This window comes from Kitasatospora sp. NPDC088391, assembly GCF_044753345.1.
In the GTDB taxonomy this organism is placed as follows: domain Bacteria; phylum Actinomycetota; class Actinomycetes; order Streptomycetales; family Streptomycetaceae; genus Kitasatospora.
The window spans coordinates 340,821-366,430 of sequence record NZ_JBIVNB010000006.1 but is presented as its reverse complement, the minus strand read 5'-3'; the positions used below and the strand labels follow the sequence as shown (position 1 = coordinate 366,430).

General features: G+C 74.4%; 21 protein-coding genes. 10 read left to right on the top strand and 11 right to left on the bottom strand.

The window, feature by feature from the left end:
• Positions 1 to 125 precede the first annotated feature (125 nt).
• Positions 126 to 3,170, bottom strand: coding sequence for a bifunctional [glutamine synthetase] adenylyltransferase/[glutamine synthetase]-adenylyl-L-tyrosine phosphorylase (locus ACIQBJ_RS20870; protein WP_400712303.1), 3,045 nt, complete (start codon positions 3,168 to 3,170; stop codon positions 126 to 128).
• 132 nt (positions 3,171 to 3,302) lie between these two features.
• Between ACIQBJ_RS20870 and ACIQBJ_RS20865 the strand changes: the two genes are divergently transcribed.
• On the top strand, positions 3,303 to 4,397 hold the full coding sequence (locus ACIQBJ_RS20865; protein ID WP_400712300.1) for an acyltransferase family protein: 1,095 nt from the start codon (positions 3,303 to 3,305) through the stop codon (positions 4,395 to 4,397).
• Positions 4,398 to 4,565: 168 nt separating this feature from the next.
• Here the strand turns inward: ACIQBJ_RS20865 and ACIQBJ_RS20860 are convergent, their stop codons facing one another.
• Complete coding sequence (locus ACIQBJ_RS20860) at positions 4,566 to 5,927, bottom strand: glutamine synthetase family protein (RefSeq protein ID WP_400712297.1); 1,362 nt, start codon at positions 5,925 to 5,927, stop codon at positions 4,566 to 4,568.
• A gap of 244 nt (positions 5,928 to 6,171) precedes the next feature.
• Between ACIQBJ_RS20860 and ACIQBJ_RS20855 the strand changes: the two genes are divergently transcribed.
• The gene (locus ACIQBJ_RS20855) at positions 6,172 to 7,914 is read left to right on the top strand and encodes an NAD+ synthase (RefSeq protein ID WP_400712294.1); all 1,743 of its coding nucleotides are present in this window, start codon (positions 6,172 to 6,174) and stop codon (positions 7,912 to 7,914) included.
• A gap of 30 nt (positions 7,915 to 7,944) precedes the next feature.
• On the opposite strand, the gene ACIQBJ_RS20850 is transcribed toward ACIQBJ_RS20855, so the two are convergent.
• The 3 genes from ACIQBJ_RS20850 to ACIQBJ_RS20840 form a co-directional block, all read right to left on the bottom strand.
• Positions 7,945 to 8,940, bottom strand: a complete 996-nt coding sequence (locus tag ACIQBJ_RS20850) for an endonuclease/exonuclease/phosphatase family protein (RefSeq protein ID WP_400712291.1) — start codon at positions 8,938 to 8,940, stop codon at positions 7,945 to 7,947.
• 158 nt (positions 8,941 to 9,098) lie between these two features.
• Positions 9,099 to 9,752: a TetR/AcrR family transcriptional regulator gene (locus ACIQBJ_RS20845; protein ID WP_400712288.1), complete on the bottom strand. Its 654-nt coding sequence runs from the start codon at positions 9,750 to 9,752 to the stop codon at positions 9,099 to 9,101.
• A 35-nt stretch (positions 9,753 to 9,787) separates the two neighbouring features.
• Positions 9,788 to 11,416, bottom strand: a complete 1,629-nt coding sequence (locus tag ACIQBJ_RS20840) for an MFS transporter (RefSeq protein WP_400712285.1) — start codon at positions 11,414 to 11,416, stop codon at positions 9,788 to 9,790.
• 250 nt (positions 11,417 to 11,666) lie between these two features.
• Between ACIQBJ_RS20840 and panB the strand changes: the two genes are divergently transcribed.
• From panB to ACIQBJ_RS20825, 3 genes are all read left to right on the top strand, one after another.
• Positions 11,667 to 12,539: a 3-methyl-2-oxobutanoate hydroxymethyltransferase gene (panB, locus tag ACIQBJ_RS20835; protein WP_400712282.1), complete on the top strand. Its 873-nt coding sequence runs from the start codon at positions 11,667 to 11,669 to the stop codon at positions 12,537 to 12,539.
• A 95-nt stretch (positions 12,540 to 12,634) separates the two neighbouring features.
• The gene (locus tag ACIQBJ_RS20830) at positions 12,635 to 13,615 is read left to right on the top strand and encodes an ATP-binding cassette domain-containing protein (RefSeq protein WP_400712279.1); all 981 of its coding nucleotides are present in this window, start codon (positions 12,635 to 12,637) and stop codon (positions 13,613 to 13,615) included.
• A gap of 73 nt (positions 13,616 to 13,688) precedes the next feature.
• Positions 13,689 to 14,507, top strand: a complete 819-nt coding sequence (locus tag ACIQBJ_RS20825; protein WP_400712276.1) for an ABC transporter permease — start codon at positions 13,689 to 13,691, stop codon at positions 14,505 to 14,507.
• A gap of 22 nt (positions 14,508 to 14,529) precedes the next feature.
• On the opposite strand, the gene ACIQBJ_RS20820 is transcribed toward ACIQBJ_RS20825, so the two are convergent.
• The gene (locus tag ACIQBJ_RS20820; RefSeq protein ID WP_400712273.1) at positions 14,530 to 17,943 is read right to left on the bottom strand and encodes an ATP-binding protein; all 3,414 of its coding nucleotides are present in this window, start codon (positions 17,941 to 17,943) and stop codon (positions 14,530 to 14,532) included.
• A gap of 159 nt (positions 17,944 to 18,102) precedes the next feature.
• Here ACIQBJ_RS20820 and ACIQBJ_RS20815 point away from each other — a divergent pair, with 159 nt between their 5' ends.
• Positions 18,103 to 18,915 (top strand): site-2 protease family protein, encoded by an 813-nt coding sequence (locus ACIQBJ_RS20815; protein ID WP_400712270.1) that lies wholly within the window; start codon positions 18,103 to 18,105, stop codon positions 18,913 to 18,915.
• Between the two features lie 16 nt (positions 18,916 to 18,931).
• On the opposite strand, the gene ACIQBJ_RS20810 is transcribed toward ACIQBJ_RS20815, so the two are convergent.
• Together ACIQBJ_RS20810 and npdG are read right to left on the bottom strand one after the other, a co-directional pair.
• Positions 18,932 to 19,129, bottom strand: coding sequence for a hypothetical protein (locus ACIQBJ_RS20810; protein ID WP_400712268.1), 198 nt, complete (start codon positions 19,127 to 19,129; stop codon positions 18,932 to 18,934).
• Between the two features lie 120 nt (positions 19,130 to 19,249).
• A complete protein-coding gene (npdG, locus tag ACIQBJ_RS20805) occupies positions 19,250 to 19,951 on the bottom strand; it encodes an NADPH-dependent F420 reductase (RefSeq protein ID WP_400712265.1) in 702 nt (233 codons plus the stop codon).
• A gap of 47 nt (positions 19,952 to 19,998) precedes the next feature.
• Between npdG and ACIQBJ_RS20800 the strand changes: the two genes are divergently transcribed.
• Complete coding sequence (locus ACIQBJ_RS20800; protein ID WP_400712262.1) at positions 19,999 to 20,577, top strand: hypothetical protein; 579 nt, start codon at positions 19,999 to 20,001, stop codon at positions 20,575 to 20,577.
• 103 nt (positions 20,578 to 20,680) lie between these two features.
• Positions 20,681 to 22,024 carry an MFS transporter gene (locus ACIQBJ_RS20795; protein WP_400712259.1) on the top strand — a complete coding sequence of 448 codons (1,344 nt, stop codon included), beginning with the start codon at positions 20,681 to 20,683 and terminating at the stop codon, positions 22,022 to 22,024.
• Here ACIQBJ_RS20795 and ACIQBJ_RS20790 read toward each other — a convergent pair.
• Complete coding sequence (locus ACIQBJ_RS20790; protein ID WP_400712256.1) at positions 22,021 to 22,239, bottom strand: hypothetical protein; 219 nt, start codon at positions 22,237 to 22,239, stop codon at positions 22,021 to 22,023. The genes ACIQBJ_RS20795 and ACIQBJ_RS20790 overlap by 4 nt on opposite strands.
• A 134-nt stretch (positions 22,240 to 22,373) precedes the next feature.
• Here ACIQBJ_RS20790 and map point away from each other — a divergent pair, with 134 nt between their 5' ends.
• Positions 22,374 to 23,219, top strand: coding sequence for a type I methionyl aminopeptidase (gene map / locus ACIQBJ_RS20785; RefSeq protein ID WP_400712253.1), 846 nt, complete (start codon positions 22,374 to 22,376; stop codon positions 23,217 to 23,219).
• Positions 23,220 to 23,344: 125 nt separating this feature from the next.
• Here the strand turns inward: map and ACIQBJ_RS20780 are convergent, their stop codons facing one another.
• On the bottom strand, positions 23,345 to 24,043 hold the full coding sequence (locus ACIQBJ_RS20780; RefSeq protein ID WP_400712250.1) for a bifunctional DNA primase/polymerase: 699 nt from the start codon (positions 24,041 to 24,043) through the stop codon (positions 23,345 to 23,347).
• A gap of 452 nt (positions 24,044 to 24,495) precedes the next feature.
• Here ACIQBJ_RS20780 and ACIQBJ_RS20775 point away from each other — a divergent pair, with 452 nt between their 5' ends.
• Complete coding sequence (locus tag ACIQBJ_RS20775; RefSeq protein WP_400712247.1) at positions 24,496 to 24,783, top strand: hypothetical protein; 288 nt, start codon at positions 24,496 to 24,498, stop codon at positions 24,781 to 24,783.
• 43 nt (positions 24,784 to 24,826) lie between these two features.
• On the opposite strand, the gene ACIQBJ_RS20770 is transcribed toward ACIQBJ_RS20775, so the two are convergent.
• On the bottom strand, positions 24,827 to 25,510 hold the full coding sequence (locus ACIQBJ_RS20770) for a PadR family transcriptional regulator (RefSeq protein WP_400712244.1): 684 nt from the start codon (positions 25,508 to 25,510) through the stop codon (positions 24,827 to 24,829).
• Positions 25,511 to 25,610: the final 100 nt, after the last annotated feature.

The window sequence follows — 25,610 nt, the reverse complement described above, 5'->3', positions numbered from 1 at the left end:
CGCGCGGAGCGGAGGGGCCCGCCCGGAAGCTCGCGGGACGGTGCGGCCTCCGTCCTGCGCGGCGGTCCTGCGGTGCGTGCTCGCCCGGCCGTGCAGGTCCCCGCCCCCGGTTCCGCGCCCGCGGCCTACTCGCCGCCGTAGAACAGCCGCTCCACCACCGCCCGGGCCCGGCGGGTGGTGCGCCGGTACTCGTCGACCAGCTCGCCCGAGTGCCCCACCCCGTAGCCGAGGTAGCGCGCCACGCCCGCGAGCTCCCGGGCGTCGCCGGGGAAGGAGTCGCCGGCCCGGCCGCGGACCAGCATGACCGCGGCCCGGACCCGGGAGGCCAGTACCCAGGCCGCGTCCAGCACCTCGGCGTCCTCCCGGTCGACCAGCCCGGCCGCCGCGGCGGCCGCCAGCGCGGCCCTGGTCCGGGTGGTGCGCAGCCCCGGCACCCGGTGGCCGTGCCGCAGCTGGATCAGCTGCACCGTCCACTCGACGTCCGCCAGCCCGCCGCGGCCGATCTTGGTGTGGGTGGTGGGGTCGGCGCCGCGCGGCAGCCGCTCGGCCTCGATCCGGGCCTTGATCCGGCGGATCTCCAGCAGGTCCCGCTCCGGGACGCCCTCCCCGGGGTACCGCAGCGGATCGACCAGCTGCCGGAACCGCTCCCCCAGCCCGGCGTCCCCGGCCATCGGCTCGGCCCGCAGCAGCGCCTGGCTCTCCCAGGCGTGCGACCAGCGCGCGTAGTAGGCGGCGTACGAGGCCAGGGTGCGCACCAGCGGGCCGTTGCGGCCCTCCGGCCGGAGGTCGGCGTCGACCTCCAGCGGGGGTTCCACCGAGGGCGCGGCCAGCTGGGTGCGCAGCTCGTGGATCACCTCCCGGGCGGCCTTCGCGGCCTCCTCGTCCAGCACGCCGAGCAGCGGCTCGTGGACGAACAGCACGTCCGCGTCCGAGCCGTAGCCGAGTTCGCGGCCGCCGAACCGGCCCATCCCGACGACCGCGATCCGGGTGGGCAGCTCACCGTTGCGGGCCTCCCAACCGTTGACGGCGGCCCGCAGCGCGCCCTGCAGGGCGGCGGCGGTGATCGCGGTCAGCGCCTCGCCCGCGGCGTCCAGCGCCTCGGCGGGGTCGTCGCCGAGCCGGCCGAGCACGTCGGCGGCGGCGGTCCGGAACAGCTCCCGGCGGCGGACGGACCGGACCGCGGCGATGCCCGCGGCGGAGCTGCCGGCCCGGCCGACGGCGGCCAGCACCTCCGCCTCCAGGGCGGCCCGGCCGCGCGGGACCAGCCCGTTCGGGTCACCGAGCATGGCGACCGCCTCGGGGGCGCGCAGCAGCAGGTCGGGGGCGAGCCGGCCGGCCGAGAGCACCCGGGCGAGCTGCTCGGCGGCCGCGCCCTCGTCCCGCAGCAGCCGCAGGTACCAGGGGGTGCGGCCGAGCGCGTCGGAGACCTGGCGGAAGTTCAGCAGCCCGGCGTCGGGGTCGGCGGAGTCGGCGAACCGGCCGAGCAGCACCGGCAGCAGGGTGCGCTGGATGGCGGCCTTCCGGCTGACCCCGGAGGCCAGCGCCGAGATGTGCCGCAGCGCGGCGGCCGGGTCGGCGAAGCCGAGCGCGGCCAGCCGCTGCTTGGCGGCCCCGGCGGAGAGCCCGGCGGCCCCGGCCCCGGTCACCCGCAGCTCGGCGACCGGGAGTTCGGCGACCGAGTCCAGCAGCGGCCGGTAGAACAGCCGCTCGTGCAGCCGGCGCACCTCGACGGCGTGCCGCTTCCACTCCCGCTGCAGGGCCGCGACCGGGTCGTCCTTGGTGTCGCCGCTGATCAGCGCGGACATGCTGCGGGCGAGCCGGCGCAGGTCGGCCGGGTCGGTGGGCATCAGGTGGGTGCGACGCAGCCGCTGCAGCTGGATGCGGTGTTCGAGGGTGCGCAGGAAGCGGTAGGCGGCGTCCAGCGAGGCGGCGTCGGCCCGGCCGACGTAGCCCCCGGCGCTGAGCGCGGCCAGCGCCTCCAGGGTGTTGCCGCTGCGCAGCGACTCGTCGGTGCGGCCGTGCACGAGCTGCAGCAGCTGGACGGCGAACTCGACGTCGCGCAGGCCGCCGGGGCCGAGCTTCAGCTGCCGGTCGACCTCGCCGGCCGGGATCGCGTCGACCACCCGGCGGCGCATCTGCTGCACGTCGGCGACGAAGTTCTCCCGGGCGGCGGCCTCCCACACCAGCGGGGCGATCGCCTCGGCGTAGGCGCGGCCGAGCTCGGCGTCGCCGGCGATCGGGCGGGCCTTCAGCAGGGCCTGGAACTCCCAGGTCTTGGCCCAGCGCCGGTAGTAGGCGAGGTGGCTGGCCAGGGTGCGCACCAGCGGGCCGTTGCGGCCCTCCGGGCGGAGGTTGGCGTCGACCGGCCAGATGGTGCCCTCGCCGGTGGTGTCCGAGCACAGCCGCATGGCGTGCGCGGCGAGCCGGGTGGCGGCCTGCACGGCCCGGTGCTCCTCGGCGCCCTCCCGGGCCTCGGCGACGAAGATCACGTCGACGTCCGAGACGTAGTTGAGCTCCCGGCCGCCGCACTTGCCCATCCCGACGACCGCGAGCCGGCAGGCCGCGGCGGCCTCCGGGTCCTGTTCGGCGGCGAGGTCGAGGGCGGTCTGCAGGGTGGCGCCGGCCAGGTCGGCGAGCTCGGCGGCGGCCTGCGGCAGGTCGGTGGTGCCGGACAGGTCGCGGGCGGCGATGGCGAGCAGGCAGCGCCGGTAGGCGACCCGCAGCGCGTCGGCCCGGTCGGCGTCCGGCTCCGAGCGGACCCGGCGGGCGAGTTCGCCGAGGAACTCGCCGCGGCCGGGGTGGATGTCGCGCACCTCGAACGCGACCAGCGCGTGCCAGTCCCGGGGGTGCCGGGCCAGGTGGTCGGCGAGCGCCCCGGACGCGCCGAGCACCCCGAGCAACCGGTCCCGCAGCGGCTTGGACGTCGTCAGCGTGTCACGCAGGGTGTGCCGCTCGTGCGGATCGAGCGCCTCCAGCAACCGGGCCAGCCCGAACAGCGCCTGGTCCGGATCGGCGGCCGCCCCGAGCGCGTCCAGCAGCACCGGATCGGCCGCGAGCCCGTGCAGCGCGGGCTCGTCCAACAACCGCACCGCCTGATCGGGATCGGAGAACCCCCGCCGCACCAGACGCGTCTCCAACCGACTGGTCCGACTCCCGGCCCGTTCCTCCACCGCTGCCCGCCTCCCGTCGCTCGCCCCCCTTGCCCCGAAGAGTACGTTCCCACCCGCCCCGCGCCCCGTCACCCCGCGCGCCCGGCCCCTCCACGGCGTGACGTTGCGCCGTCCGGGGCCGTTGACCACGGGGTGACCCCCTCCCGACTGCCCTCCCTGACCGGCCTGCGCTTCCTCGCCGCCCTGCTGGTCGTCTGCTACCACCTCTCCCGCCAGGTCGGACCGCTGCCGGTGCTCAGCCCGCTGGCCTGGTACGGGCGCTCGGGCGTGACGTTCTTCTTCGTGCTGTCCGGTTTCGTCCTGGCCTGGACGTACGCCGGCTCCCCCGTCCCGGCGCTGCGCTTCCAGCGCCGCCGCCTCGCCCGGATCTGGCCGCTGCACGCCCTGACCACCGGGGCCTCGCTGGCGGTGTACGCGGCGATCGGCGCGGCCGTGCCGGTCACGGCCGCCCTGTGGTCGCTGCCGCTGCTGCACCCGTGGGGGCGCGGCACCGTGATGGGCGGCAACCCGGCGGGCTGGTCGCTCGGCGACGAAGCCTGGTTCTACCTGCTGTTCCCGCTCCTGCTGCGCTGCCGCCCCGGGCTGCGCACGGCCGCCCTGTGCTGCGCCTCCGGCCCGCTGCTCTGGCTGGCGGGCTCCGCCGTCGCCGACCCCGGCCTGCGCAGCTGGCTCCTCGACTACCTGCCGCTGACCCGCACCCCGCAGTTCCTGCTCGGCGTCGCCCTCGGCCTGGCCCTCCGGCGCGCTCGGCTGCCCGCCCTGCCGCTGCTCCCGACCGCCCTCGCCGTCGCCGCCTTCCACCTGGCCCTGGTCCCGTGGCACCGCGCCGTCCCCGACACCCTCTGGTACGGCCCGTACAGCGCCTCCCAGCTCCTCTCCGCCCCGCTGTTCGCCGCCCTGATCACCGCCGCCGCCCAGGCCGACCTGCACGGCCGGGGCCTCCTGGGGCGCCCCGTCCTCGTCCGGCTCGGCGAGTGGTCCTTCGCCTGGTACCTGATCCACGAGATCGGCTTCCGCTGCTGGCTCCACCGCTACGGCCACCCCGCCCCCGGCCTCCCCACCGCCGCCGCCTGGCTCCTCCTCGCGGCCGGCTCCCTCCTCCTCGCGGCCGCCCTCCACCGCCGGGTCGAACGCCCCCTGGAACGCCTCCTGCGCGACCGCCCGCCGTCCGCGCGGGTGGCACCACCCCGACGCCCGTCACAGCCGCGGTCGAAGTCGTTGCGGTGACCCGGGAACCCGCGGGCCGCCGACGGCCCCCGGTTCCGGGCGTACAGCACCTTCGGCCGGCCCCACCGGAAACCCGTCCGCCCCACCGGCTCGGCCCCCGAAAACGACGGCGGCCCCGGTCGGGCTCAGCAGCTCGACCGGAGCCCGACGACCACTCGGAACTCCCCGCTACAGCACCTGGAGGACCTTGCGGAGCTCGAACGGGGTGACCTCGGAGCGGTACTCCTCCCACTCCTGGCGCTTGTTGCGGAGGAAGAAGTCGAAGACGTGCTCGCCGAGGGTTTCGGCGACGAGTTCGCTGCGCTGCATGAGGTCGATGGCTTCGCCGAGGTTCTGGGGCATGGGCTGGATGCCGAGGGCGCGGCGTTCGGCGTCGGTGAGGGCCCAGACGTCGTCGTCGGCGCCGGGGGGGAGTTCGAGGTTGTCCTCGATGCCCTTGAGGCCGGCGGCGAGGGTGACGGCGTAGGCGAGGTAGGGGTTGCAGCCGGTGTCGAGGGAGCGGATCTCGATCCGGGTGGAGCCCTGCTTGCCGGGCTTGTACATGGGGACGCGGATCAGGGCGGAGCGGTTGTTGTGGCCCCAGCAGATGTAGGAGGGGGCTTCGCCGCCGGCGCCGGCGGTGCGCTGGGAGCCGCCCCAGATGCGCTTGTAGGAGTTGACCCACTGGTTGGTGACGGCGGCGGTCTCGGCGGCGTACTTGAGCAGGCCGGCGATGAAGGAGCGGCCGACCTTGGAGAGCTGGTACTCGGCGCCGGACTCGTGGAACGCGTTGCGGTCGCCCTCGAACAGCGAGACGTGGGTGTGCATGCCGGAGCCGGGGAAGTTGGAGAACGGCTTCGGCATGAAGGAGGCGTGGACGCCCTGTTCGAGCGCGACCTCCTTCATGACCAGGCGGAAGGTCATGATGTTGTCGGCGGTGGAGAGGGCGTCGGCGTAGCGGAGGTCGATCTCCTGCTGGCCGGGCGCGCCCTCGTGGTGGCTGAACTCGACCGAGATGCCCATGGATTCGAGCATGGTGATGGCCTGGCGGCGGAAGTCGTGGCCGATGCCGCGGGGCGTGTGGTCGAAGTAGCCGGACTGGTCGGCGGGGGTCGGCGGGGTGCCGTCCGAGGGGAGGTCCTTGAGCAGGAAGAACTCGATCTCGGGGTGGGTGTAGAAGGTGAAGCCCTGCGCGGAGGCCTTCTCCAGGGTGCGCTTGAGGACGTAGCGCGGGTCCGCGTAGGAGGGGGAGCCGTCGGGCATCAGGATGTCGCAGAACATCCGGGCGGTGCCGGGGGTCTCGGAGCGCCACGGCAGTATCTGGAAGGTGGTCGGGTCCGGCTTGGCGATCATGTCGGACTCGTAGACCCGGGCGAAGCCCTCGATCGCGGAGCCGTCGAAGCCGATGCCTTCCTCGAAGGCCTGTTCCAGTTCGGCCGGGGCCACCGCCACCGACTTGAGGAACCCGAGGACGTCGGTGAACCACAGTCGGACGAACCGGATGTCACGCTCTTCCAGCGTGCGAAGCACGAACTCCTGCTGCTTGCCCATGGGGACAGTCTCACCTCTGCTCTTTACGCCCGTGTTACGCCGCCCGCACCGGCCGGCCCGGCCCGGTGAGCACTTCGACCGGGCCGCGTGGCCCCATCATGGCCGATCTCCGTCCGGTTGCCGACCCCGGACCTCGCCGGACCCCGCCGGACGGACCGTCATCGGGCCGCCACCGGGCCGCCACCCGGCTCTCGGGGGGCACCCCCCGCGACATAGCGTCAGTTAGACGATTACACTCGGGGGCATGCCGAATCTGCGTCTCGCCCTGTGCCAGATCGACCCCTGGGTCGGTGACCTCGCCCGCAACAGCGAGGAGGTGCTGCGCTGGTCCAAGCGGGCCGCCGAGTCCGGCGCGGACCTGATCGCGTTCCCCGAGATGGTGCTCACCGGCTACCCGGTCGAGGACCTCGCCTTCCGCGGCTCGTTCGTCGAGTCCTCCCGGCAGACCCTGGTCGAACTGGCCGCGAAGCTGGCCGCCGAGGGCCTGGGCGACGTCCCGGTGCTGGTCGGCTACCTGGGCCGGGCCGAGCCGGGGACGAAGCACGCGGGCAAGCCGCAGAACTGCGCGGCGGTGCTGCGCGGCGGCGAGGTGGTGACCAGGTTCGCCAAGCACTTCCTGCCGAACTACGGCGTGTTCGACGAGTACCGCTACTTCGTGCCGGGCGACCAGCTGACGGTGCTGCGGCTGCACGGCGTGGACGTCGCGCTGGCGATCTGCGAGGACATCTGGCAGGAGGGCGGCCGGGTCGCCGCCACCGCCCAGGTCGGGGCGGGGCTGCTGCTGTCGGTCAACGGCTCGCCGTACGAGCGCGACAAGGACGACGTCCGGCTGGAGCTGGTGAAGCGCCGCGCCGCCGAGGCCGGCTGCCCGCTGGTGTACCTGAACATGGTCGGCGCGCAGGACGAGCTGGTCTTCGACGGCGAGTCGATGGTGGTCACCGAAACGGGTGAACTACTGTCCCGCGGGCCGCAGTTCGCGGAGGCGCTGCTGGTCGTCGACCTGGACCTGCCGGCCGCGGAGGAGGACGGGCTGCCGGACGGCGCCGTGCTCGCCGACGGCCTGCGGCTGACCCGGGTCGACCTGGGCGGTGCCCCGAAGGAGCGGGCGGAGCCGATCGTCCCGGAGGTCGCCGAGCGGCTCGACGACGAGGCCGAGGTGTACGCGGCGCTGGTCGAGGGCACCCGGGCGTACGTCCGCAAGAACGGCCTGCGCTCGGTGCTGATCGGCCTGTCCGGCGGCATCGACTCGGCGCTGGTGGCGGCGATCGCGGTGGACGCGATCGGCGCGGAGCACGTGTACGGCGTCTCGATGCCGTCCCGGTACTCCTCGCAGCACTCCCGGGACGACGCGGCCGAGCTGGCCCGCCGCACCGGCCTGCACTTCCGCACCGTGTCGATCGCCCCGATGTTCGACGCCTACATGGGCGCCACCGAGCTGACCGGCCTGGCCGAGGAGAACCTGCAGTCCCGGCTGCGCGGCACCCTGCTGATGGCGATCTCCAACCAGGAGGGGCAGATCGTCCTGGCGCCCGGCAACAAGAGCGAGCTGGCGGTCGGCTACTCGACGCTGTACGGCGACTCGGTGGGCGCGTACGGGCCGATCAAGGACGTCTACAAGACGCTGGTCTTCAAGCTGGCGCGCTGGCGCAACGCGCAGGCCGAGGCCCGCGGCGAGGTGCCGCCGATCCCGGAGAACACCATCTCCAAGCCGCCGTCCGCCGAGCTGCGGCCGGACCAGGTGGACACCGACTCGCTGCCCGACTACGACCTGCTGGACGCCGTCCTGGCCAGGTACGTGGAGGGCGACGAGGGCCGGGACGCGATCGTCGCGGCCGGCTACCCGGCCGAGGTGGTGGACCGGGTGGTGCGGCTGGTCGACACCGCCGAGTACAAGCGCCGGCAGTACCCGCCGGGCCCGAAGGTCTCGCCGAAGAACTTCGGCCGCGACCGCCGGCTGCCGATCACCAACCGGTGGCGGCGCGGCTGACGGACCGGCCGCCGACGGGCCGGACGCCGGTCAGTAGCGGTAGTCGGCGGCCACCGCGCGGTGGTCGCTGGCGTCCGCCGGCAGGGTGCGCGAGTCGGTGGGGGTCAGCCCCTTGCTGAGGATCTGGTCGATCCTGGCCAGCGGGAACGCGGCCGGCCAGGAGAAGCCGAAGCCGTCGCCGGCCGCGCCCTGCGCGGAGCGCATCTGCGAGGTGATCGGGGCCAGGCTGCGGTCGTTCATGGTGCCGTTGAGGTCGCCGAGCAGCAGCACCCTGCCCAGCGGCTCGTGCGCGATGGCGTCGCCGAGCAGCCGGGCGCTGACGTCCCGCCGGCCGGCGGTGAAGCCGGTGTCGAAGGTGACCCGGACCGAGGGCAGGTGGGCGACGTACACCGCGACCGGGCCCTTCGGGGTGGTGACCTCGGCGCGGAACGCCCTGGTCCAGCCCATCCTGATGTCGACCACCGAGACCCCGTCGATGGGGTAGGTCGACCAGAGGCCGACGGTGCCCTCGACCGCGTGGTACGGGTAGGCCGCGGCCAGGCCCGCGCTGTACGTCCGGGCGGCGTCGGCGGACACCTCCTCCAGGGCGACGATCTGCGCGCCCGAGGCGGTCAGCATCCGGACGGTGCCCTGCGGGTCGTCGTTGGCGGCGGCCACGTTGTGGGTGAGCACGGTGAAGTCGCCGGGGCCGCTGCTCTTGTCGACCAGCAGCGCGCCGAACAGGTTCAGCCAGACCGCGGCGGGCAGCAGCGCGGCGAGCACCGCGATCCCGGCCCGCCGCCGGAGCGCGAGGGCCAGCAGTACCGGGACGGCCAGGCCCAGCCAGGGCAGGAAGGTCTCCAGCAGGCTGCCCAGGTTGCCGACGCCGTTGGGCACCTGGGCGTGGCACACCAGCAGCAGGGTGAGCAGCAGGCCGAGCACGGTGAGCACCCGACCGCGCCGCCAGGAGAACCAGCGGCGCGCCGCGCCCCGGCCGTCCCCGGTCCGCTCGTCCGCCAGTACCACCGGGCCGTCCGCCCGCACCATGCCCGCTCCTCGCCGCCGTACCCGGTCGGCTGCCGCCGACCCCGTCCCCGACCTGCTCCGATCCGATTCTCGGCTCAGCCTATGACGGGATGGACGCGACAAACCGCCCGCGGAGTTCCCGCCCTGGGCCGGACGGGGAGCCCGCAGGACGGCTCGGCCTAGTTGCGGGCCCGGTCGGCGGCGATGCCCTGGAGCGCGGCGTCGACCATCTGCCGGGGCAGGTCGGGGTCGTCCAGCGGCGCGTCGTCCCACAGCACGGTGCGGACCAGGATCGGCCCGATCAGCAGCTCGCAGAGCAGCTCGACGTCCACGTCGGCGCGGAGTTCGCCCGCCGCGACGCCGCGCCGGACGATCTCGCGGATCATCGCGCGGCGCGGGTGGACCACTCGTTCGTGGTAGACCTGCTTGAGTTCCGGCCAGGTGTTCATCTGCCCCAGCGCGGACTTGACGACCCATCGGGTGCGCTTGATCAGGCCGCGGCGGCGCATGTAGTCGACCGCGTTGATCAGGTCGTCCCGGTAGGTCGGTCCGGCCGGCGGGGGCATCGGCTCCTCCAGCCGGGCCACCACGTCGACCAGCAGGGCCTCCTTGTTGGGCCAGCGCCGGTAGATGGTGGCCTTGCCGACGCCCGCCTCGGCGGCGATCCGCTCGATCGACAGCTCGGACAGGCCGAGGCCGTCCTCCATCAGCTTCTCGACCGCGCCGTAGATCGCCTGCTCGGCGGCCTCGCTGCGCGGGCGGCCCCGCCGCGGAGCGTCCTGCTCCGCGGCGGGGCCGTGGCACGGCCGGAGGGGGGTGTCGGCGCTCGTCATGGCCCCATTCTCCACCTCGGCCACCGCCTTCCGGATCACACCTTGGCGGGGTTCGCGCCGGCGTCGGCCAGGCCCGGGGCGCCCGCCCCGGGGCTGCCGGGGGCACCGGGGCCGCCCGGGCCGCCGGGCGCGGCGACCTTGCCGGGCAGCAGGAGCAGGGCCAGCACCGCGCCCAGCACGGTGACGCCGGCCGAGACGCCGGAGACCACGTGCATGGCGGTGATGAAGGCGTCCTTGGCCGGGTCGACCAGGCCGGGCAGGTGCAGCTTCTCGGCCACCCCGAGGGTGGACTCGATCGACTCGCCCGCCCGGTCCCGGACCGGGGCCGGGACGGTGGACAGGTGGTCCTCCATGCCGTTGCGGTAGACCGTGGACAGCAGCGCGCCGAGCACCGCGATGCCGAGCGAGCCGCCGACCTGGCGGAAGGTGTTGTTCAGCGCGGAGCCCGCGCCGGCCTTCTCGCGCGGCAGCGCGCCCATGATGGCGACCGTCACCGGCGGCATCACGTGCGCCATGCCGGTGCCCATCACGAAGCCGAGCACGATCAGCAGCCAGATCGGGCTGGTCGCGGTGAGGAAGGCGTAGCCGAGGAAGCCGAGGGTGACCAGCAGCATGCCGCCGGCGCAGGTCAGCCGGACGCCGATCCGGTCGACCACCAGCCGGGCCCGCGGGGCGAAGAGCAGCTGGGCGACGGCCAGCGGCAGCATCAGCTCGCCGGCCTGCAGGGCGCTGTAGCCGCGCACGCTCTGGATGTAGAAGACGCCGAAGAAGGAGACGCCCATCAGCGCGAAGAACACGATGCCGACCACGCCGATGGAGGCGGAGAACACCTTGTTGCGGAACCAGGTGACGTCCAGCGCGGGGTGGCTGGTGCGCTTCTCGAACAGCACGAAGGCGACCAGCGCGAGCACGCCGACCAGGGTCGGCACCCAGGCCTGCGGGTCGGCGAAGTCGGCCAGCTCGCCGCCCTTGATGATGCCGTAGATCAGCGCCACCAGGCCGACGATGGAGAGCAGCACGCCGACCGGGTCGAGCCGGCCCGGGTTGGGGTCCTTGGAGTTCGGGACCAGCCAGCCCATCAGGCCGAGCGCGGCCACCACGATCGGGACGTTGACCAGGAAGACCGAGCCCCACCAGAAGTGCTCGATCAGCAGGCCGCCGGTGATCGGGCCGATCGCGATGGCCAGGCCGACGGCGCCGGCCCAGATGCCGATCGCCTTGGGCTGCTCGGAGCGCTCGAAGACGTTCATGATGATGGCCAGCGTGGCGGGCATCACGAAGGCGCCGCCGAGGCCCATCACGGCGCGGAAGGCGATCAGTTCGCCGGGGCTGCCGGCGAACGCGGAGAGCAGCGAGCCGAGGCCGAAGACCAGCATGCCGGCCAGCAGCGTCCACTTGCGGCCGAACCGGTCGCCGAGCAGGCCGGCGGTGAACAGCAGGCCGGCGAAGACCAGGGTGTACGAGTTGATCGCCCATTCCAGGTCGCTCTGGCTCGCGCCGAGGCCCACCGGGGCGGGGGTGGCGATGGTCTTCATCGCCACGTTGAGGATCGAGTTGTCGAGGACGACGACGAGCAGGGCGAGCACCAGGGTGCCCAGGATCCACCAGCGTCGGCGGTGCACGGACTCCGGCACCCGGGGGGCCTGGAGGGAGGGCGAGGTCATGGGGACAGCCTAGCCCCCTTTTCGATACGAGACGGTTCCGTATCGTAACGGTACGAGCAAGGATCGGCAAAGACCTCCCCAAGGACTCGCCCGACCCGGCGGACCCCCGGACGGCGCCCGGCTCCCGACGCGCGTCCCCGCACGCGTCCCCGCACGCGTCTTTGCGCGCGGCCCGCGGCGTGCAAGCATGGAGCCAGATCCGGGGACGCCGCACGGCGCCACGAGACGACACACACCAGGAGTCTGTTCGATGAACGCCTCTCCGCTTCAGCCTGCCCAGCCGCAGGACGCGCCCGCCCAGGCCCTCTACGGCGGGGTCACCAACCGCCGGGTGACGGTCCGGGACCTCGCCAAGGCCAAGCGCCAGGGCGAACGCTGGGCGATGCTCACCGCCTACGACGCGCTCACCGCCGGGGTCTTCGACGAGGCCGGCATCCCCGTCCTGCTGGTCGGCGACTCGGCCGGCAACTGCCACCTCGGCTACGAGACCACCGTGCCGGTGACCATGGACCAGATGGTGATGCTCTCCGCCGCCGTGGTCCGCGGCACCAGGCGCGCCCTGGTGGTGGCCGACCTGCCGTTCGGCTCGTACCAGGAGTCCCCGGCCCAGGCCATGCACAACGCCGCCCGGCTGATGAAGGAGGCCGGCGTCCAGGCCGTCAAGCTGGAGGGCGGCGAGCGCAGCGCCCGCACCATCGAGCTGCTGGTCGAGGCCGGCATCCCGGTGATGGCGCACATCGGCCTCACCCCGCAGTCCGTGCACGCCTTCGGCGGCTACCCCGTCCAGGGCCGCGGCGACGAGGCCGCCCACCAGCTGCTGCGCGACGCCAAGGCGGTCCAGCAGGCCGGCGCCTTCGCCGTCGTGCTGGAGGCCGTCCCCGCCGAGCTGGCCGCCCAGGTCACCGAGCACTCCGCGATCCCCACCGTCGGCATCGGCGGCGGCAACGGCACCGACGCCCAGGTGCTGGTCTGGACCGACTTCGCGGGCATGACGGCCGGCCGGGTGCCGAAGTTCGTCAAGCAGTACGCGAACCTGCGCGCCACCCTGGCGCAGGCCGCCACCGCGTTCGCCGCCGACGTCCGCGACGGCTCGTTCCCCGGCCCGGAGCACAGCTTCGAGTAGCCGCCGCCGGCCCGCTGTCACCGCCGTCACCGCCCCGCCCGGGGCTGACAGCGGCGTGACAGCGGGCTGACAGCCGGGCCCGGCACGGTGTCCCCATGACACGAATCGAGCGGAACGCCGTGGAGGTCCACGGCATCGTGAAGCACTACGGGGAGACCAAGGCCCTCGACGGCGTCGACCTGACGGTCCGCGAGGGGACGGTGCTGGGGCTGCTCGGCCCGAACGGGGCCGGCAAGACCACCCTGGTCCGGGTCCTGTCCACCCTGATCAAGCCGGACGCGGGCTCCGCCTTCGTCGGCGGCTACGACGTGCTGCGCCAGCCCAAGCAGCTGCGCCGCACCATCGGCCTGACCGGCCAGTACGCCTCGGTGGACGAACTGCTGTCCGGCTACGAGAACCTGTACCTGATCGGCCGCCTGCTGGACCTGTCCGCCAAGGAGGCCAAGGCCCGCGCCGCCGAGCTGCTGGAGCGCTTCTCGCTCACCGACGCGGCCCGGCGCCCCGCCAAGGGCTACTCCGGCGGCATGCGCCGCCGCCTCGACCTGGCGGCCTCGATGATCGGCCGCCCCAAGGTGCTCTACCTGGACGAGCCCACCACCGGCCTGGACCCGCGCACCCGCAACGAGGTCTGGGACGAGGTGCAGCGGATGGTCGGCGAGGGCTCGACGGTGCTGCTGACCACCCAGTACATGGAGGAGGCGGAGCAGCTCGCCGACGCGCTGACCGTCATCGACAAGGGCCGGGTGATCGCCAACGGCGGCATCCAGGAGCTGAAGACCCGGGTCGGCGGGCAGAGCCTGCAGGTCCGCCCGCAGGACCCGGCGGACCTCCCGGAGATGGTGCGGGCGCTGCGCGCGGCCGGGATCGCCGCCACCACCTCCCCCGAGACCGAGCTGCTCTCGGTCCACCTGACCGACGACGCCCAACTGACCGCCGTGATCGGGGTGCTGGGCGCCCGCGGCTTCGGCGTGGCCGGCATCGACACCGTGCTGCCCAGCCTGGACGAGGTCTTCCTGACCATCACCGCCAAGTCCGCCGTCCCCGCCCCCGCCCGCGCCAAGGAGCCGGTCGCATGAGTGAGCGAAGCGAACGAATCATCAAGAGGCGCGTATGGGCGAATGCCCCTGCCGAGCGAAGCGAGGCGGGCGCATGAGTACCGCAACCCTCACCGCGGCCCCCGCGGCCCCCGCCGACGACACCCGGATCGGGCTGCGCGCCAACCTGCGCCACCTGGGCGCGCTGACCCGCCGGAACCTGATGCGGATCAAGGCCGACCCGGAGTCGATGCTGGACGCGCTGCTGGTCCCGGTCATCATGATCGTGCTGTTCGTGTACGTGTTCGGCGGCGCGATGGCCACCGACCAGCACACCTACATGCAGTACATGGTGCCCGGCCTGCTCGGCACCACCGGCCTGAACCTGGCGATGGCGCTGGGCACCGGCCTGAACACGGACTTCCAGACCGGCGTGATGGACCGCTTCCGCACCCTGCCGATCGGGCGCTCCGCGGTGCTGCTGTCGAAGATGATCGCCGAGACGCTGCGGGTGGTCGTCGCCTTCGTGGTGCTGATCGGCTTCTCGATGGTCCTCGGCATGGACATCACCGGCGGGCCGCTGAAGCTGCTGGCCGCGGTCGGCCTGTCGCTGGTGTTCGGCGCCTCGCTGATGTGGGTGTCGATGCTGCTGGGCATGTCGCTGCGGAGCGCCCAGGCGGTGCAGGGCATGTCGATGCTGGTGATGATGCCGCTGCAGTTCGGCAGCTCGATCTTCGCCAACCCGAGCACCATGCCGGGCTGGCTGCAGGCCTTCACCAAGCACAACCCGCTGTCGGCGCTGGCCGACGCCTGCCGGGCGCTGATCAACGACCAGCCGGTGGGCAACTCGGTGGTGACGGTGCTGATCTGGTCGGCCGCCATCACCGTGGTGACCGCGCCGCTGGCGGTGGCCCGCTTCCGCAAGCGCACCTGACGGTGCGCCGGCCGGCGGACCGTCAGCCGGGGAGGGGGTCGAACGAACCCGGATCGTTCATCAGGGCGGACGCCTCGCGCATCGTGAGGCGTCCGCCCCGTGCGTACGCGGCCGCGTACGCGTCGGGGCCGAGCAGTCCGCGGGCCAGCCCGGTGCAGCGCTCGTACTCGGCGCGCTCCATGAACGAGCCCGGGGTGCCGCTGATCCCGTGGTGGGCGCCGAGCAGCTCGGCCGCCCGGCGGGCCGCGGCGGGCTCGTCGTGGGCCCGGGCGTACTCCAGCAGGGTTCCGGCGATCGGGGTCATCAGCATCATCGCCATGTGCTCGACGAAGATGGTCGCGCCGCCCTCGACCTCGGTCATCGCGCGCCGCCCCGCGCGCATCAGCTCCAGGCCGGCCCGGGGTTCGCCGGAGCGGGCCAGCACCCAGCCCCTGATGCAGGTGACGATGCCGCCGAAGACCGAGGGGACCGGGCCGCGCCCGGCCGGTTCGGCGGGCAGCTCGTCCAGCAGGGCGAGGGCCCGGGCATGGTCGCCGCGCCGGACCGCCAGGTTGCAGAGCACCAGCCGCCCGTACAGCCGGGCGCCCTCGGCGTCGGTGCTGCCGGACGAGGAGGCCGCGACCGCCTCGCGGACCATCCGCTCGCCGGCCTCCGGGTCGCGCTCGGCCAGCACCTCGCCGAGCCGGGCCCGCAGCATCGGGACCTCCTGGTGCGCGCCGAGCTGCACGGAGAGCTCGATGGCCTGCCGGAAGGCCGCCTCGGCCTGGTCGGCGTCGCCGGACTTGGTGGCGTTCTCGGCCTTGCCGGAGAGCGCGTCGGACATGCCCCAGCGGTCGCCCAGCGCGGTGTAGAGGGCGAGCGCCTCCTCGCTGTCGGCGACCGCCTGGTCCAGGGCGCCGGCCAGGTCGTTCAGCAGCCGGGCGCGCAGCTGCAGAGCGAAGGCCAGGTCGAGCGGCCCGCCGTGCACCCGGGCGCCGGCCACCGCGTCGTCCATCACCTCGCGGGTGCGCCGCATCTCGCCGGTCAGGAAGACGGTGAACACCCGGCTGAGGACCGGCTGCCGGTAGGACTGCGGCAGCTCCGGCGTGTAGGTCTCCAGGATGCGCCGGGCGGTGGTCAGCGCCCCGGTGTCGTGCAGCAGGCTCATGTCGCCGGAGAACTGGCCGATCAGCCGGTGCAGGCCGAGCTGGCGGCGGGCCTCGTCGAGCTGCTCGGGCGGCAGCGGGAACGGCACCTCCAGCGGGCCGCGGTCCAGCGGGACCGGCGGCGGCGCGTCCTCGGCGTACGGGTCGGGGCCGAGCCCGGCCACCGCCGCGTACCAGGCGTTGGACTCGGCCCGGTAGTCGCGCAGCATCCAGTAGCCGGACATCGACAGCACCAGCACCAGGGCGTCCTGCTCGCGGCCGGTGTCGACGGCCCGGCGCAGCGCGGCCCGGACGTTCTCCTGCTCGCGGTCCAGCCGGGCGAGTTCGTCCAGCTGCCCGGGGCCGTGCAGGTTCAGGTTGGCGGTGCGGGCCAGCTCCCGGTAGTACCGGGTGTGCCGGTGGCCGATCCCGGTCTCGGCGGCCTCGGCGAGGCGTTCGGCGGCGTACTCGTGGATGGTCTCCAGCATCCAGTACCGGGGCTGCTCGCCCAGGCCGGCCACCAGCAGGGACTTGTCGACCAGCGAGAGCAGCAGGTCGGCGACCTCGGCGCGGGGCACCGGCCCGTCGTCGGCGAGGACCTGCTCGGCGGCCTCCAGGGTGCAGCCGCCGGCGAACACCGACAGGCGGCGCAGCACGGCGCGCTCGCGCGGGCCGAGCAGCTCCCAGGACCAGTCGACCACGGCGCGCAGGGTCTGCTGGCGCGGCAGCAGCGTCCGCGAGCCGGCCGTGAGCAGGGCGAACCGGGAGTCCAGCCGGTCGGCGAGCTGGCGCGGCGTCAGGCCGCGGAGCCGGGCGGCGGCGAGTTCGATGGCCAGCGGCAGGCCGTCCAGGCGGCGGCACAGTTCGGCGCAGGCCGCCGGGTCCTGGTCGGTGCGGAAGCCGGGGCGGGCGGCGGCGCCGCGCTCGGCGAGCAGCCGCAGCGCGGCCGGGTCGGGCAGCGGCTCGACCGGCAGCACCGCCTCGCCGGGCACGCCGAGCGGTTCGCGGCTGGTGGCCAGCACGGTGACGCCCGGGCAGTCGGCGAGCAGCCGGTCGGCGAGGTCGGCGGCGGCCTGGATGACGTGCTCGCAGTTGTCGAGCAGCAGCAGGACGCGGCGCCGGCCGAGGTGGTCGACCAGCCGGGACACCGGGTCCTTGCGGCCGCCCTCCAGCGCCTCGGCGACGCTGCCGGTGCCGGTGTGCAGCACGGTCTCCCGGAGGCCGAGCGCGGAGGCCACCGCGTCGGGGACGGCCGCCGGGTCCTCCAGCGGGGCGAGTTCGATCTGCCAGACCCCGCCGGGCCAGCGCGCGGCGTCCTGCTCGCGGCGGCCGGCCTCGACCGACAGCCGGGTCTTGCCGGAGCCGCCGGGGCCGGTCAGCGTGGTCAGCCGACTCTCCGTCAACGCGCCAGCCACGGTGGCGAGTTCGCTGTCGCGGCCGACGAAGCTGGTCCGGCCGGGGCGGAGGTTGCCGTCGGTCGGGGCGGCGGACCGGGCCGGGGGCACCGCCGGGGCGGGGCCGGGCGCGGGCACGGCGGGCGCGGACACAGCGGGCACGGCGGGCGCGGACACAGCGGGCACGGGTGCGGCGGGCACGGGTGCGGAGGTCAGCAACTCCTGGTGCAGGGCGCGCAGTTCGGGACCCGGGTCGGCTCCCAGCTGCTCGGCCAGGGTGCGCCGGATCTCCTCGTAGCCGTTCAGCGCCTCGGCGGTCCGGCCGGCCGCCCGCAGCGCCCGCAGCCGCAGCGCCTGGAGCTGCTCGTCCAGCGGGTGCTCGCGGCACAGCCCGGCGAGTTCGGCGGTGACCTCGGCGGCCCGGCCGAGGGCGAGTTCGGCGGTCAGCCGGTGCCGGCGGGCCTCGGCGTGCCGGCTCTCCAGCCGGGCGGCGGGGCCGGTCCGGTCCGGCAGGTCGGCGAGCGCCGGGCCGCGCCACAGCGCGAGCGCGCCGGCCAGCTGCTCGGCGGCGGTGCCGGGGTCGCCGGCCGCCAGTGCCCGGGCGCCCTCGGCGGCCAGCCGCCGGAACTCGGCGACGTCGGTGCGCGGGGCGGTCAGCCAGTACCCGGCCGGGCCGGAGCCGATCTCGGCCCGGCCGACGGTCCGGCGGAGCCGGCCGACCAGGGTCTGCAGCGCGGCGGCGGCGTCCTGCGGCGGCTCGTCCGCCCACACCTCGTCGACGAGCAGCTCGGCCGGGACCGGCCGCCCCTCGCGCAGCGCCAGCGCGGCCAGCAGGGCGCGCAGCCGGGCGCCGCCCAGCGCGACCTGGGTCCCGTCGTCGTGGTGGGCCGTGGTGGTGCCGAGGATGCCGTAGTGCACCCGCCCATTCTGCGGGACGCGCCGGGCGGGCCGTGCCCACCCGTGCGGAACGCCCGGTCGGTCCCGTACGTTCATCCGGGGCCGCTTGTCCGCCGCACCCCGCGGGCGGCATGATCGACGCCTGCCCCGCCCCTCCCACCTTCCCGGAGCCCCAGCCCCATGACCTTCGCCACCACCGACCGGCGCAGCGCGGAGAACCAGGTCAGCCCGATCTTCCTGGTGCTGGCCGCCGCTTTCGTCGCCGCCGGCTTCGCCCTGGGCTCCGGCTGGGGCAACGACCGGGTCGGCGTCTTCCTGTTCGTGGTCGCGGGCTGGATGGTCTCGCTCTGCCTGCACGAGTTCGCGCACGCCCGCACCGCGCTGGCGGGCGGCGACATCACGATCGGCTCCAAGGGCTACCTGACCCTGAACCCGCTCAAGTACGGGCACGTGCTGCTGAGCTTCGTGCTGCCGGTGATCTTCGTGATCATGGGCGGCATCGGCCTGCCCGGCGGCGCGGTCTACATCGAGCGGGACCGGATCTCCGGCCGCCTCAAGCACAGCCTGATCTCGGCGGCCGGTCCGCTGGTGAACGTGGTGTTCGCGGTGGTGCTGCTGGTGCTGGTCGGCGGCGGCTGGTTCGAGAACCCGGAGCTGCCGGCCACCGCGGGCGAGGACACCGTGTACGTGCACTCGGCGCTGCCGTCCGCCCTCGCCTTCCTCGCCTACCTGCAGGTGACGGCGGCGATCCTGAACCTGCTGCCGGTGCCCGGCCTGGACGGCTACGGCATCGTCGAGCCCTGGCTGTCGTACAAGACCCGGCGGGCGATCGCCCCGTTCGCGCCGTACGGCATGCTGCTGCTGTTCGCGCTGGTCTGGCAGAGCCAGGTCGGGCAGCTGCTGTTCGACCTGACGATGCGGATCTTCGACCTGTTCGGGGTGGACGGCCGCTACATGGGGATCGGCTACGAGATGTTCCGGTTCTGGAACTGACCCCGGCGGGGCCCGCTCAGCCCTGTTCGGCGGCGGCGGCCCGGGCGCGCTGCTCGGCCCGCTGCTTGCGCAGGTGGTACCAGGCGATGTTGCTGGCCACACCGGCCATCAGGACCCACACCACGCCGAGCCAGTTGCCCTCGGCGAAGGAGACCACCGCGGCGACCACCGCCAGGACGAGGACGATCACGGCGTACAGGGCGTTGCGGGGCATGGCGGGGGCTCCTCGGGACGGACGGTGTGCCCCACCATTCTCGCCGACCGAACACCCCTCCCCCGCCGGGGGTGTCCGGATCGGCCGCCGCCCCGGGGGACGTCCGGGCCGGGGCGTGGCTCAGACGTCGGTGATCCGCAGGCCCGCGTGCGCCTTGTAGCGGCGGTTGACCGAGATCAGGTTGGCGACCAGCGCCTCCACCTGGTGGGCGTTGCGCAGCCGGCCGGCGAAGATCCCGCGCATGCCGGGGATCACCGAGGCCAGCGCCTGGACGGTCTCGGCGGCGGCCCGGTCCTCGCCGAGCACCATCACGTCGGTGTCGATGGTCTCCACCGACTCGTCCTGGAGCAGCACCGCCGACAGGTGGTGGAAGGCCGCGGTGACGGTGGAGTCGGGCAGCAGCGCGGCGGCCTGCTGGGCGGCCGAGCCCTCGGGGACCCGCAGCGGGTAGGCGCCCTGCTTGTCGAAGCCCAGCGGGTTGACGCAGTCGACCACGATCTTCCCGGCGAGTTCGGCGCGCAGCGCGGTGAGCGTCTCGGCGTGGCCCTCCCACGGCACCGCGACGATCACCACGTCGCTGTCGGCGGCGCAGGCCGCGTTGTCGGCGCCGCGGATGCCGAGGCCCAGTTCGGCGGCGCAGGCCGCGGCGCGCCCGGCGTCGCGGGAGCCGATCACCACCTGCTGCCCGGCCCGGGCCAGCCGGTAGGCCAGGCCGCGGCCCTGGTCGCCGGTGCCGCCGAGGACACCCACCACCAGGTGGGAGACGTCGGGCAGGTTCCGGCCGGGTCCGGCCGTCGCGTTCACTGATTCGGGTTGCGTCATGGCCAAGATCCTGCCAAAAGGGTCGCCCGGGCAGCATGCTGTCGCGCATGGACGCGGTGAGAGTTTCCGCACTCCGGCAGTCGCTGGCCGGCACCGGCTGGCCCGAGCGCGCGGGCGAGTTCGCCGGGGCGCTGCGCGGCTCGGTGACCAGGCGCAGCGCCACCGGCCTGCTGCTGGTCGGCACCCCGCAGTACGAGCCCTGGCACCTGGCGGCGCACCTGAGCGACGAGGCCGCGTACGGCGGCCTGCCCGGTCTGGCGCCGACGCTGCTGCGGCACACCGTGCCGCCGGGCGCGCCGAAGCACCTGGCCTGCGGGCTGCCCCGGCTCGCCGAGGCGCGCGCGGGCGCGACGGTGCTGCTGGTCGCCCCCTCGCCCGCCGACGCGCCGCTGCTGGAGCGGCTGGACGACGCCCGCCGGGCCGGGGCGGTGCTGCTCGCCCTGGACGACGGCGACCCGGAGCTGTCCGGCCTGGCGCACGAGCGGCTGACGGTGCCCGCCCCGGAGCCGGAGCCCTTCGAGCTGGTCCAGCACCTGGTCAGCTCGGCCACCGCGACGGCGCCGCCGCGCTCCCGGCTGGCGAAGCTGGCCGAGCGGCTCACCGCCTCGCCGGTGCTGCGCTGGTGACCTCCGGCCCGGGCCGCGGCTGAGGCAGCGCCCGGGGCCCGCCCCGCCGACCTGCGGAAAAACCCGTTGCCCCGGGGCGTCCCGTGGCGGACCATCTGGCCATGTGACAGGTACCGCCCCTTTCGTTCGCAGGCTCCTCCCGGATCTCACGCCCTGGCGTGCCTCCCGGGACTTCCGCCTGCTCTGGCTGTCCGGCTGCGTGACGGGCTTCGGCAGCTTCCTGACGTTCGTGGCGCTGCCGATCCAGATCAAGCAGCTGACGAACTCCACCCTCGCGGTCGGCCTGATCGGCGCGTTCGAGCTGGTGCCGCTGGTGGTGTTCGGCCTCTGGGGCGGCGCACTGGCCGACGCGCTGGACCGCCGCCGCCTGGTGCTGCTCAGCGAGGCCGGGCTGGCCGTGCTGACGGCGCTGATGCTGGTCAACTCGCTGCTGCCGCACCCGCTGCTGTGGCCGATCTACCTGGTCGCGGCGCTGGTCGCCGCGCTGGACGGCCTGCAGCGCCCGGCGCTGGACTCGATGACCCCGCGGGTGGTCGCGCACGACCAGCTGCCCGCCGCGTTCGCCCTCAACTCGCTGTACCGGAACGTCGCCTCGGTGGCCGGCCCGCCGATCGCGGGCGTGGTGGTCGTGGTGGCGGGCGCCGGTTTCGCCTACGCGGTGGACCTGCTGACCTTCCTGGTCTCGCTGGCGCTGATCGCCCGGATGCGCCCGGTGCCGCCGAGCGGGAGCGCCGGGGCGCCCTCGCTGCGCAGCATCGGGCAGGGCCTGGGCTACGCCTGGAGCCGCAAGGACCTGCTGGGCACCTACGCGATCGACCTGGTGGCGATGCTGTTCGCCTACCCGGTGGCGCTCTTCCCGTTCCTCGCGGCGGAGCTGCACGCCGACTGGGCGCTCGGCCTGCTGTACGCGGCGACGGCGGTCGGCGCGCTGCTGGTCGCCGCCACCGGCGGCTGGACGTCCCGGGTGCACCGGCACGGCCGGATGCTGCTGTTCGCGGCGCTCGGCTGGGGCGTGGCGATGACGCTGGCCGGCCTGTTCGGGAACGTCTGGCTGGTGCTGCTGTTCCTGGCGCTGGCGGGCGGAGCCGACCAGATCAGCGGGGTGGCCCGGTCGACGCTCTGGAACCAGTCCATCCCCGACGAGCTGCGCGGCCGCCTCGCCGGGGTGGAGCTGCTGTCGTACTCGGTGGGCCCGCAGCTCGGCCAGGTCCGGGCCGGTGCGATGGCGAAGCCGCTCGGCACCCGGGGCTCGGTCTGGGCCGGCGGCGCGCTCTGCGTGCTGGGCGTGCTGGCCCTGACGGCCGCGATCCCGCGCCTGCTGGCCTGGGACTCGCGCACCGACCCGAACGCGCTGGCCGTCCGCGAGCAGCACGAGCGCCGGGCGGCCGCCGAGGCCGCGGCGGCCGCTGCGGCGGCCGGGACCGGGGCCGCCGGGGTGCCCGCCTAGGACTCCTCGGGCTCGTCGTCGTTCCAGCGCGGGTCCCCGCGCCACTCCTGGTTGCGCTCGGCGGCGGTCTCCAGGGCGTGCGCGGCCTCCTCACGGGTGGCGTACGGGCCGAGCCGGTCCTTGGCCGGGCACTCCGGCCCCTCCTCGACCTTGCCGTGCTTGATGCAGTAGAACCACTCCCCCGGCTGCCCGGTGGGCTTGCGGCCGAACGCCATCGTCTGGTCTCCCGTCCTGGTGCGCCGCGGCCCGGGCCGCGGCGGTCTGTGCCGATCCTCACTGATCCTTTCCCGGCGCCCGGGTCGTACACGCGGGCGGGGGCGGCCGGGCGGCGGCGGATAGACTCGCCGTCATGGCTCTGGTACCCGGCACGCAGTCCCCCACCCGCAAGGTCCCCGCGCACATCGCGCGTCCGGAGTACGTCGGCAAGCCCGCGCCGACCCCGTACACCGGCCCCGAGGTGCAGGACGCCGAGACGGTCGAGAAGATGCGGATCGCCGGCCGGATCGCGGCCCGGGCGATGGCGGAGGCGGCGAAGCTGATCGCCCCCGGCGTCACCACCGACGAGCTGGACGCCGTCGCGCACGCGTACATGTGCGACCACGGGGCCTACCCGTCCGACCTGGGCTACCGGGGCTTCCCGAAGTCGATCTGCACCTCGGTCAACGAGGTGATCTGCCACGGCATCCCGGACTCGACGGTGCTGCGGGACGGCGACATCGTCAACATCGACGCCACCGCCTTCATCCACGGCGTGCACGGCGACCTGAACGCCACCTACCTGTGCGGCGAGGTGGACGAGGAGTCCCGGCTGCTGGTCGAGCGCACCGAGGAGTCGCTGAACCGGGCGATCAAGGCGGTCCGGCCGGGGCGGCAGATCAACGTGATCGGCCGGGTGATCGAGTCCTACGCCAAGCGGTTCGACTACGGGGTGGTCCGCGACTTCACCGGTCACGGCATCAACACCTCGTTCCACTCCGGGCTGATCGTCCCGCACTACGACAGCGAGCGGGCCACCCAGGTGATCAAGCCCGGCATGACCTTCACCATCGAGCCGATGCTCACCCTGGGCACCTACGACTACGAGATCTGGCCGGACGGCTGGACGGTGGTCACCAAGGACCGCAAGCGCACCGCCCAGTTCGAGCACACCCTGGTGGTCACGGCGGACGGCGCCGAGATCCTCACCCTGCCCTGACCCGCCCCTCCGGCGGACGCCGACGGCCCGTCACCCCCCGGTCCTCTCCGGCGGGGTGACGGGCCGTCGTTCCTGCGGTTCCGTACCGCGCGATCGTTTCTGCACCGCGCGGCGGGTCGGGCGCCTCAGCCGATCAGCCACTGCTCCTGGGCGACCGCGCCGACCTCGGTGCAGGCGTCGGTCAGCACGTCCAGCACCCGCAGCGGGTCCGGCAGCGGCTGCTCGGGGCCGCGCAGCCAGCGCACCCGGGAGCCGTCCGGCAGCGAGGCCGGCGGGACCAGGGTGTACGAGCCGCGGCAGTGCCAGCGCAGGCCGGGGTGCTCGGAGACGGTGTCGGGGGTGGAGTCCAGCGCGCTGGTCCACCACTCGTCCTCGTCCTGCGGGGTGCCGCGGGTGGCGGTGAAGAAGAGGTACCGGTCCTCGCCGACCGCGGCGACCGGGCCGCCCACGCCCAGCGCGTCCAGCCGCCGCAGCGCGAGCTCGCCGGCCTCGGTCGGGACGTCCAGCACGTCGTGCGCGCGGCCGGTCGCGGTGACGAAGTTCGCCTCCGGGTCCCGGGACAGCCAGCGCGTCAACTGCTCGGCGTCGGTGGTGGCCTGGGACTGCCAGGCGAAGGAGACCGGGTGCTGGGCCGGGGCCGGACAGCCGACCCGGTCGCAGGAGCACCGGTACCCGGCCGGGTGCGCCGCCGGCGCCACCGGGAACCCCGCCCGGACCGCCCCCAGCAGCAGGTCCAGCCTCGCGGCCGCGTCCCCTCCGGTCCCGGGACCCTCGTCCCGCCCGCCCCGCCGCCACCAGGACGTCCACCTGCTGCTGGTTTCCATCTGGCCCCTTCCGCACGCACCTGCCCGAACCGGCCTGCCGGGTACGGCACGGCCACCGACGCAACATCGGACGCCAACGCACCGGACCGCCCGCTGCTTCCCGAACAGGTGCACCACGCGCGGAGGCGTCTTGCCGTCGACCGGAGCCGGGTTCTTCCGGGCGGCCGACGTCCGGGGGCGGGTACGGAGAACGAGAGTCGCGCTCGGCGGGCAGGCGCACCTCGGCGCACCCCACCCGCCCCGTACGGGCCCGCGGACCCGGGTGAACCCCGGGGGCGTACGTAGCAGGATAAGGCTCCCGGGAGGCTCCGAATGACCGCGGGCGATGCCTCCCCCGTCACACCCGCCCCGCACCGGTCCCGCACCCGCCGTCACACCCGCTCCACACCGCCACTGCCGGACGGTCACACCCGCCGGCCCGGAACGCGCGCGGCCCCGCCTACCCTGGTCGGGTGAAGAGCGCCGACACCGAGTTCATCGGGGGCCCGCTGGACGGCCGGGTCCTGCCCGTCCTGCTGGGCATGACGCACAGCGTCCCCAAGGTCTACCGGGTGCCCGTCCCCGCGCACGGGGACACCCCCGCCGCCACGCTGGTCTACCGGCGGGCCAAGGAGTACGACGCGAAGGGCCGGTTCCGCTGGCGCTACGAGTACGACGACCCGGCCGCGCCCTCCCCCGCCGCCGACTCCCCGCTCTCCCGGCTCCCGTTCCGCGTCCCCTTCGGCCGCCGCTCGGCCTGACCGGATCCTGACCCGGGCCTGGCTGGTCTGTCCCGACGGGGGCTCAGGCCTCCTCGGCCAGGATCAGGTACAGCTTCTTCTTCGCCTCGGCCAGCACGGCGAGGCCCTTGGCCCGCTGCTCCTCGGTGCCGGTCATCATGACCTGCCGCACCGCGTGGTCCACCGCCGCGAGCGCGGCGCCGACCTCCTGCACGGCCTCCCAGTCGTCCCGCCGGCCGGCCTCGTCCCACGGGGACTCGGCGCCCTGCTCGGCCTCGGCCCGGCCCTGCTCGGTCAGCTCGAACAGCTTCTTGCCGGACTCCTCGTTGGCCTTGACCAGCCCCTCCTCCTCCAGCAACTGGAGCGTCGGGTAGACCGAGCCCGGGCTGGGGCGCCAGACCCCGCCGGTCCGCTCACCGATCTCGGTGATCATCTCGTAGCCGTGCATCGGCCGCTCCCGCAGCAGCGCGAGCAGCGAGGCCCGCACATCACCGCGCCGGGCCCGCCCGCCACGCCGGCCACCGCCGCCGTGCCCGCGCATCCCGTGCCCGCCGAACCCCCGCCCGCGCGGCCCGAACGGCGGCCCGAACGGCGGCATCGGCCGCCCCGGCCCCCCGAACGGCCCGAACGCGGGCCGCCCCCCGAACTCGTCGCCCCCCTCACCGGGCACTCCCGACATCCCCGGCCGCCCCGGGCCCTCGGCCCAACGACGCCGACCCTCGCCACCAAAACGCTTGTCGTACCGCATGACGACACACCTGTCTTTCCTTGCTCGTGGTTGTCGGATACTCCGATCGTCGAAGCATCTCGATAACTCGACGATATATCGCTAACTATCGGATGACAAC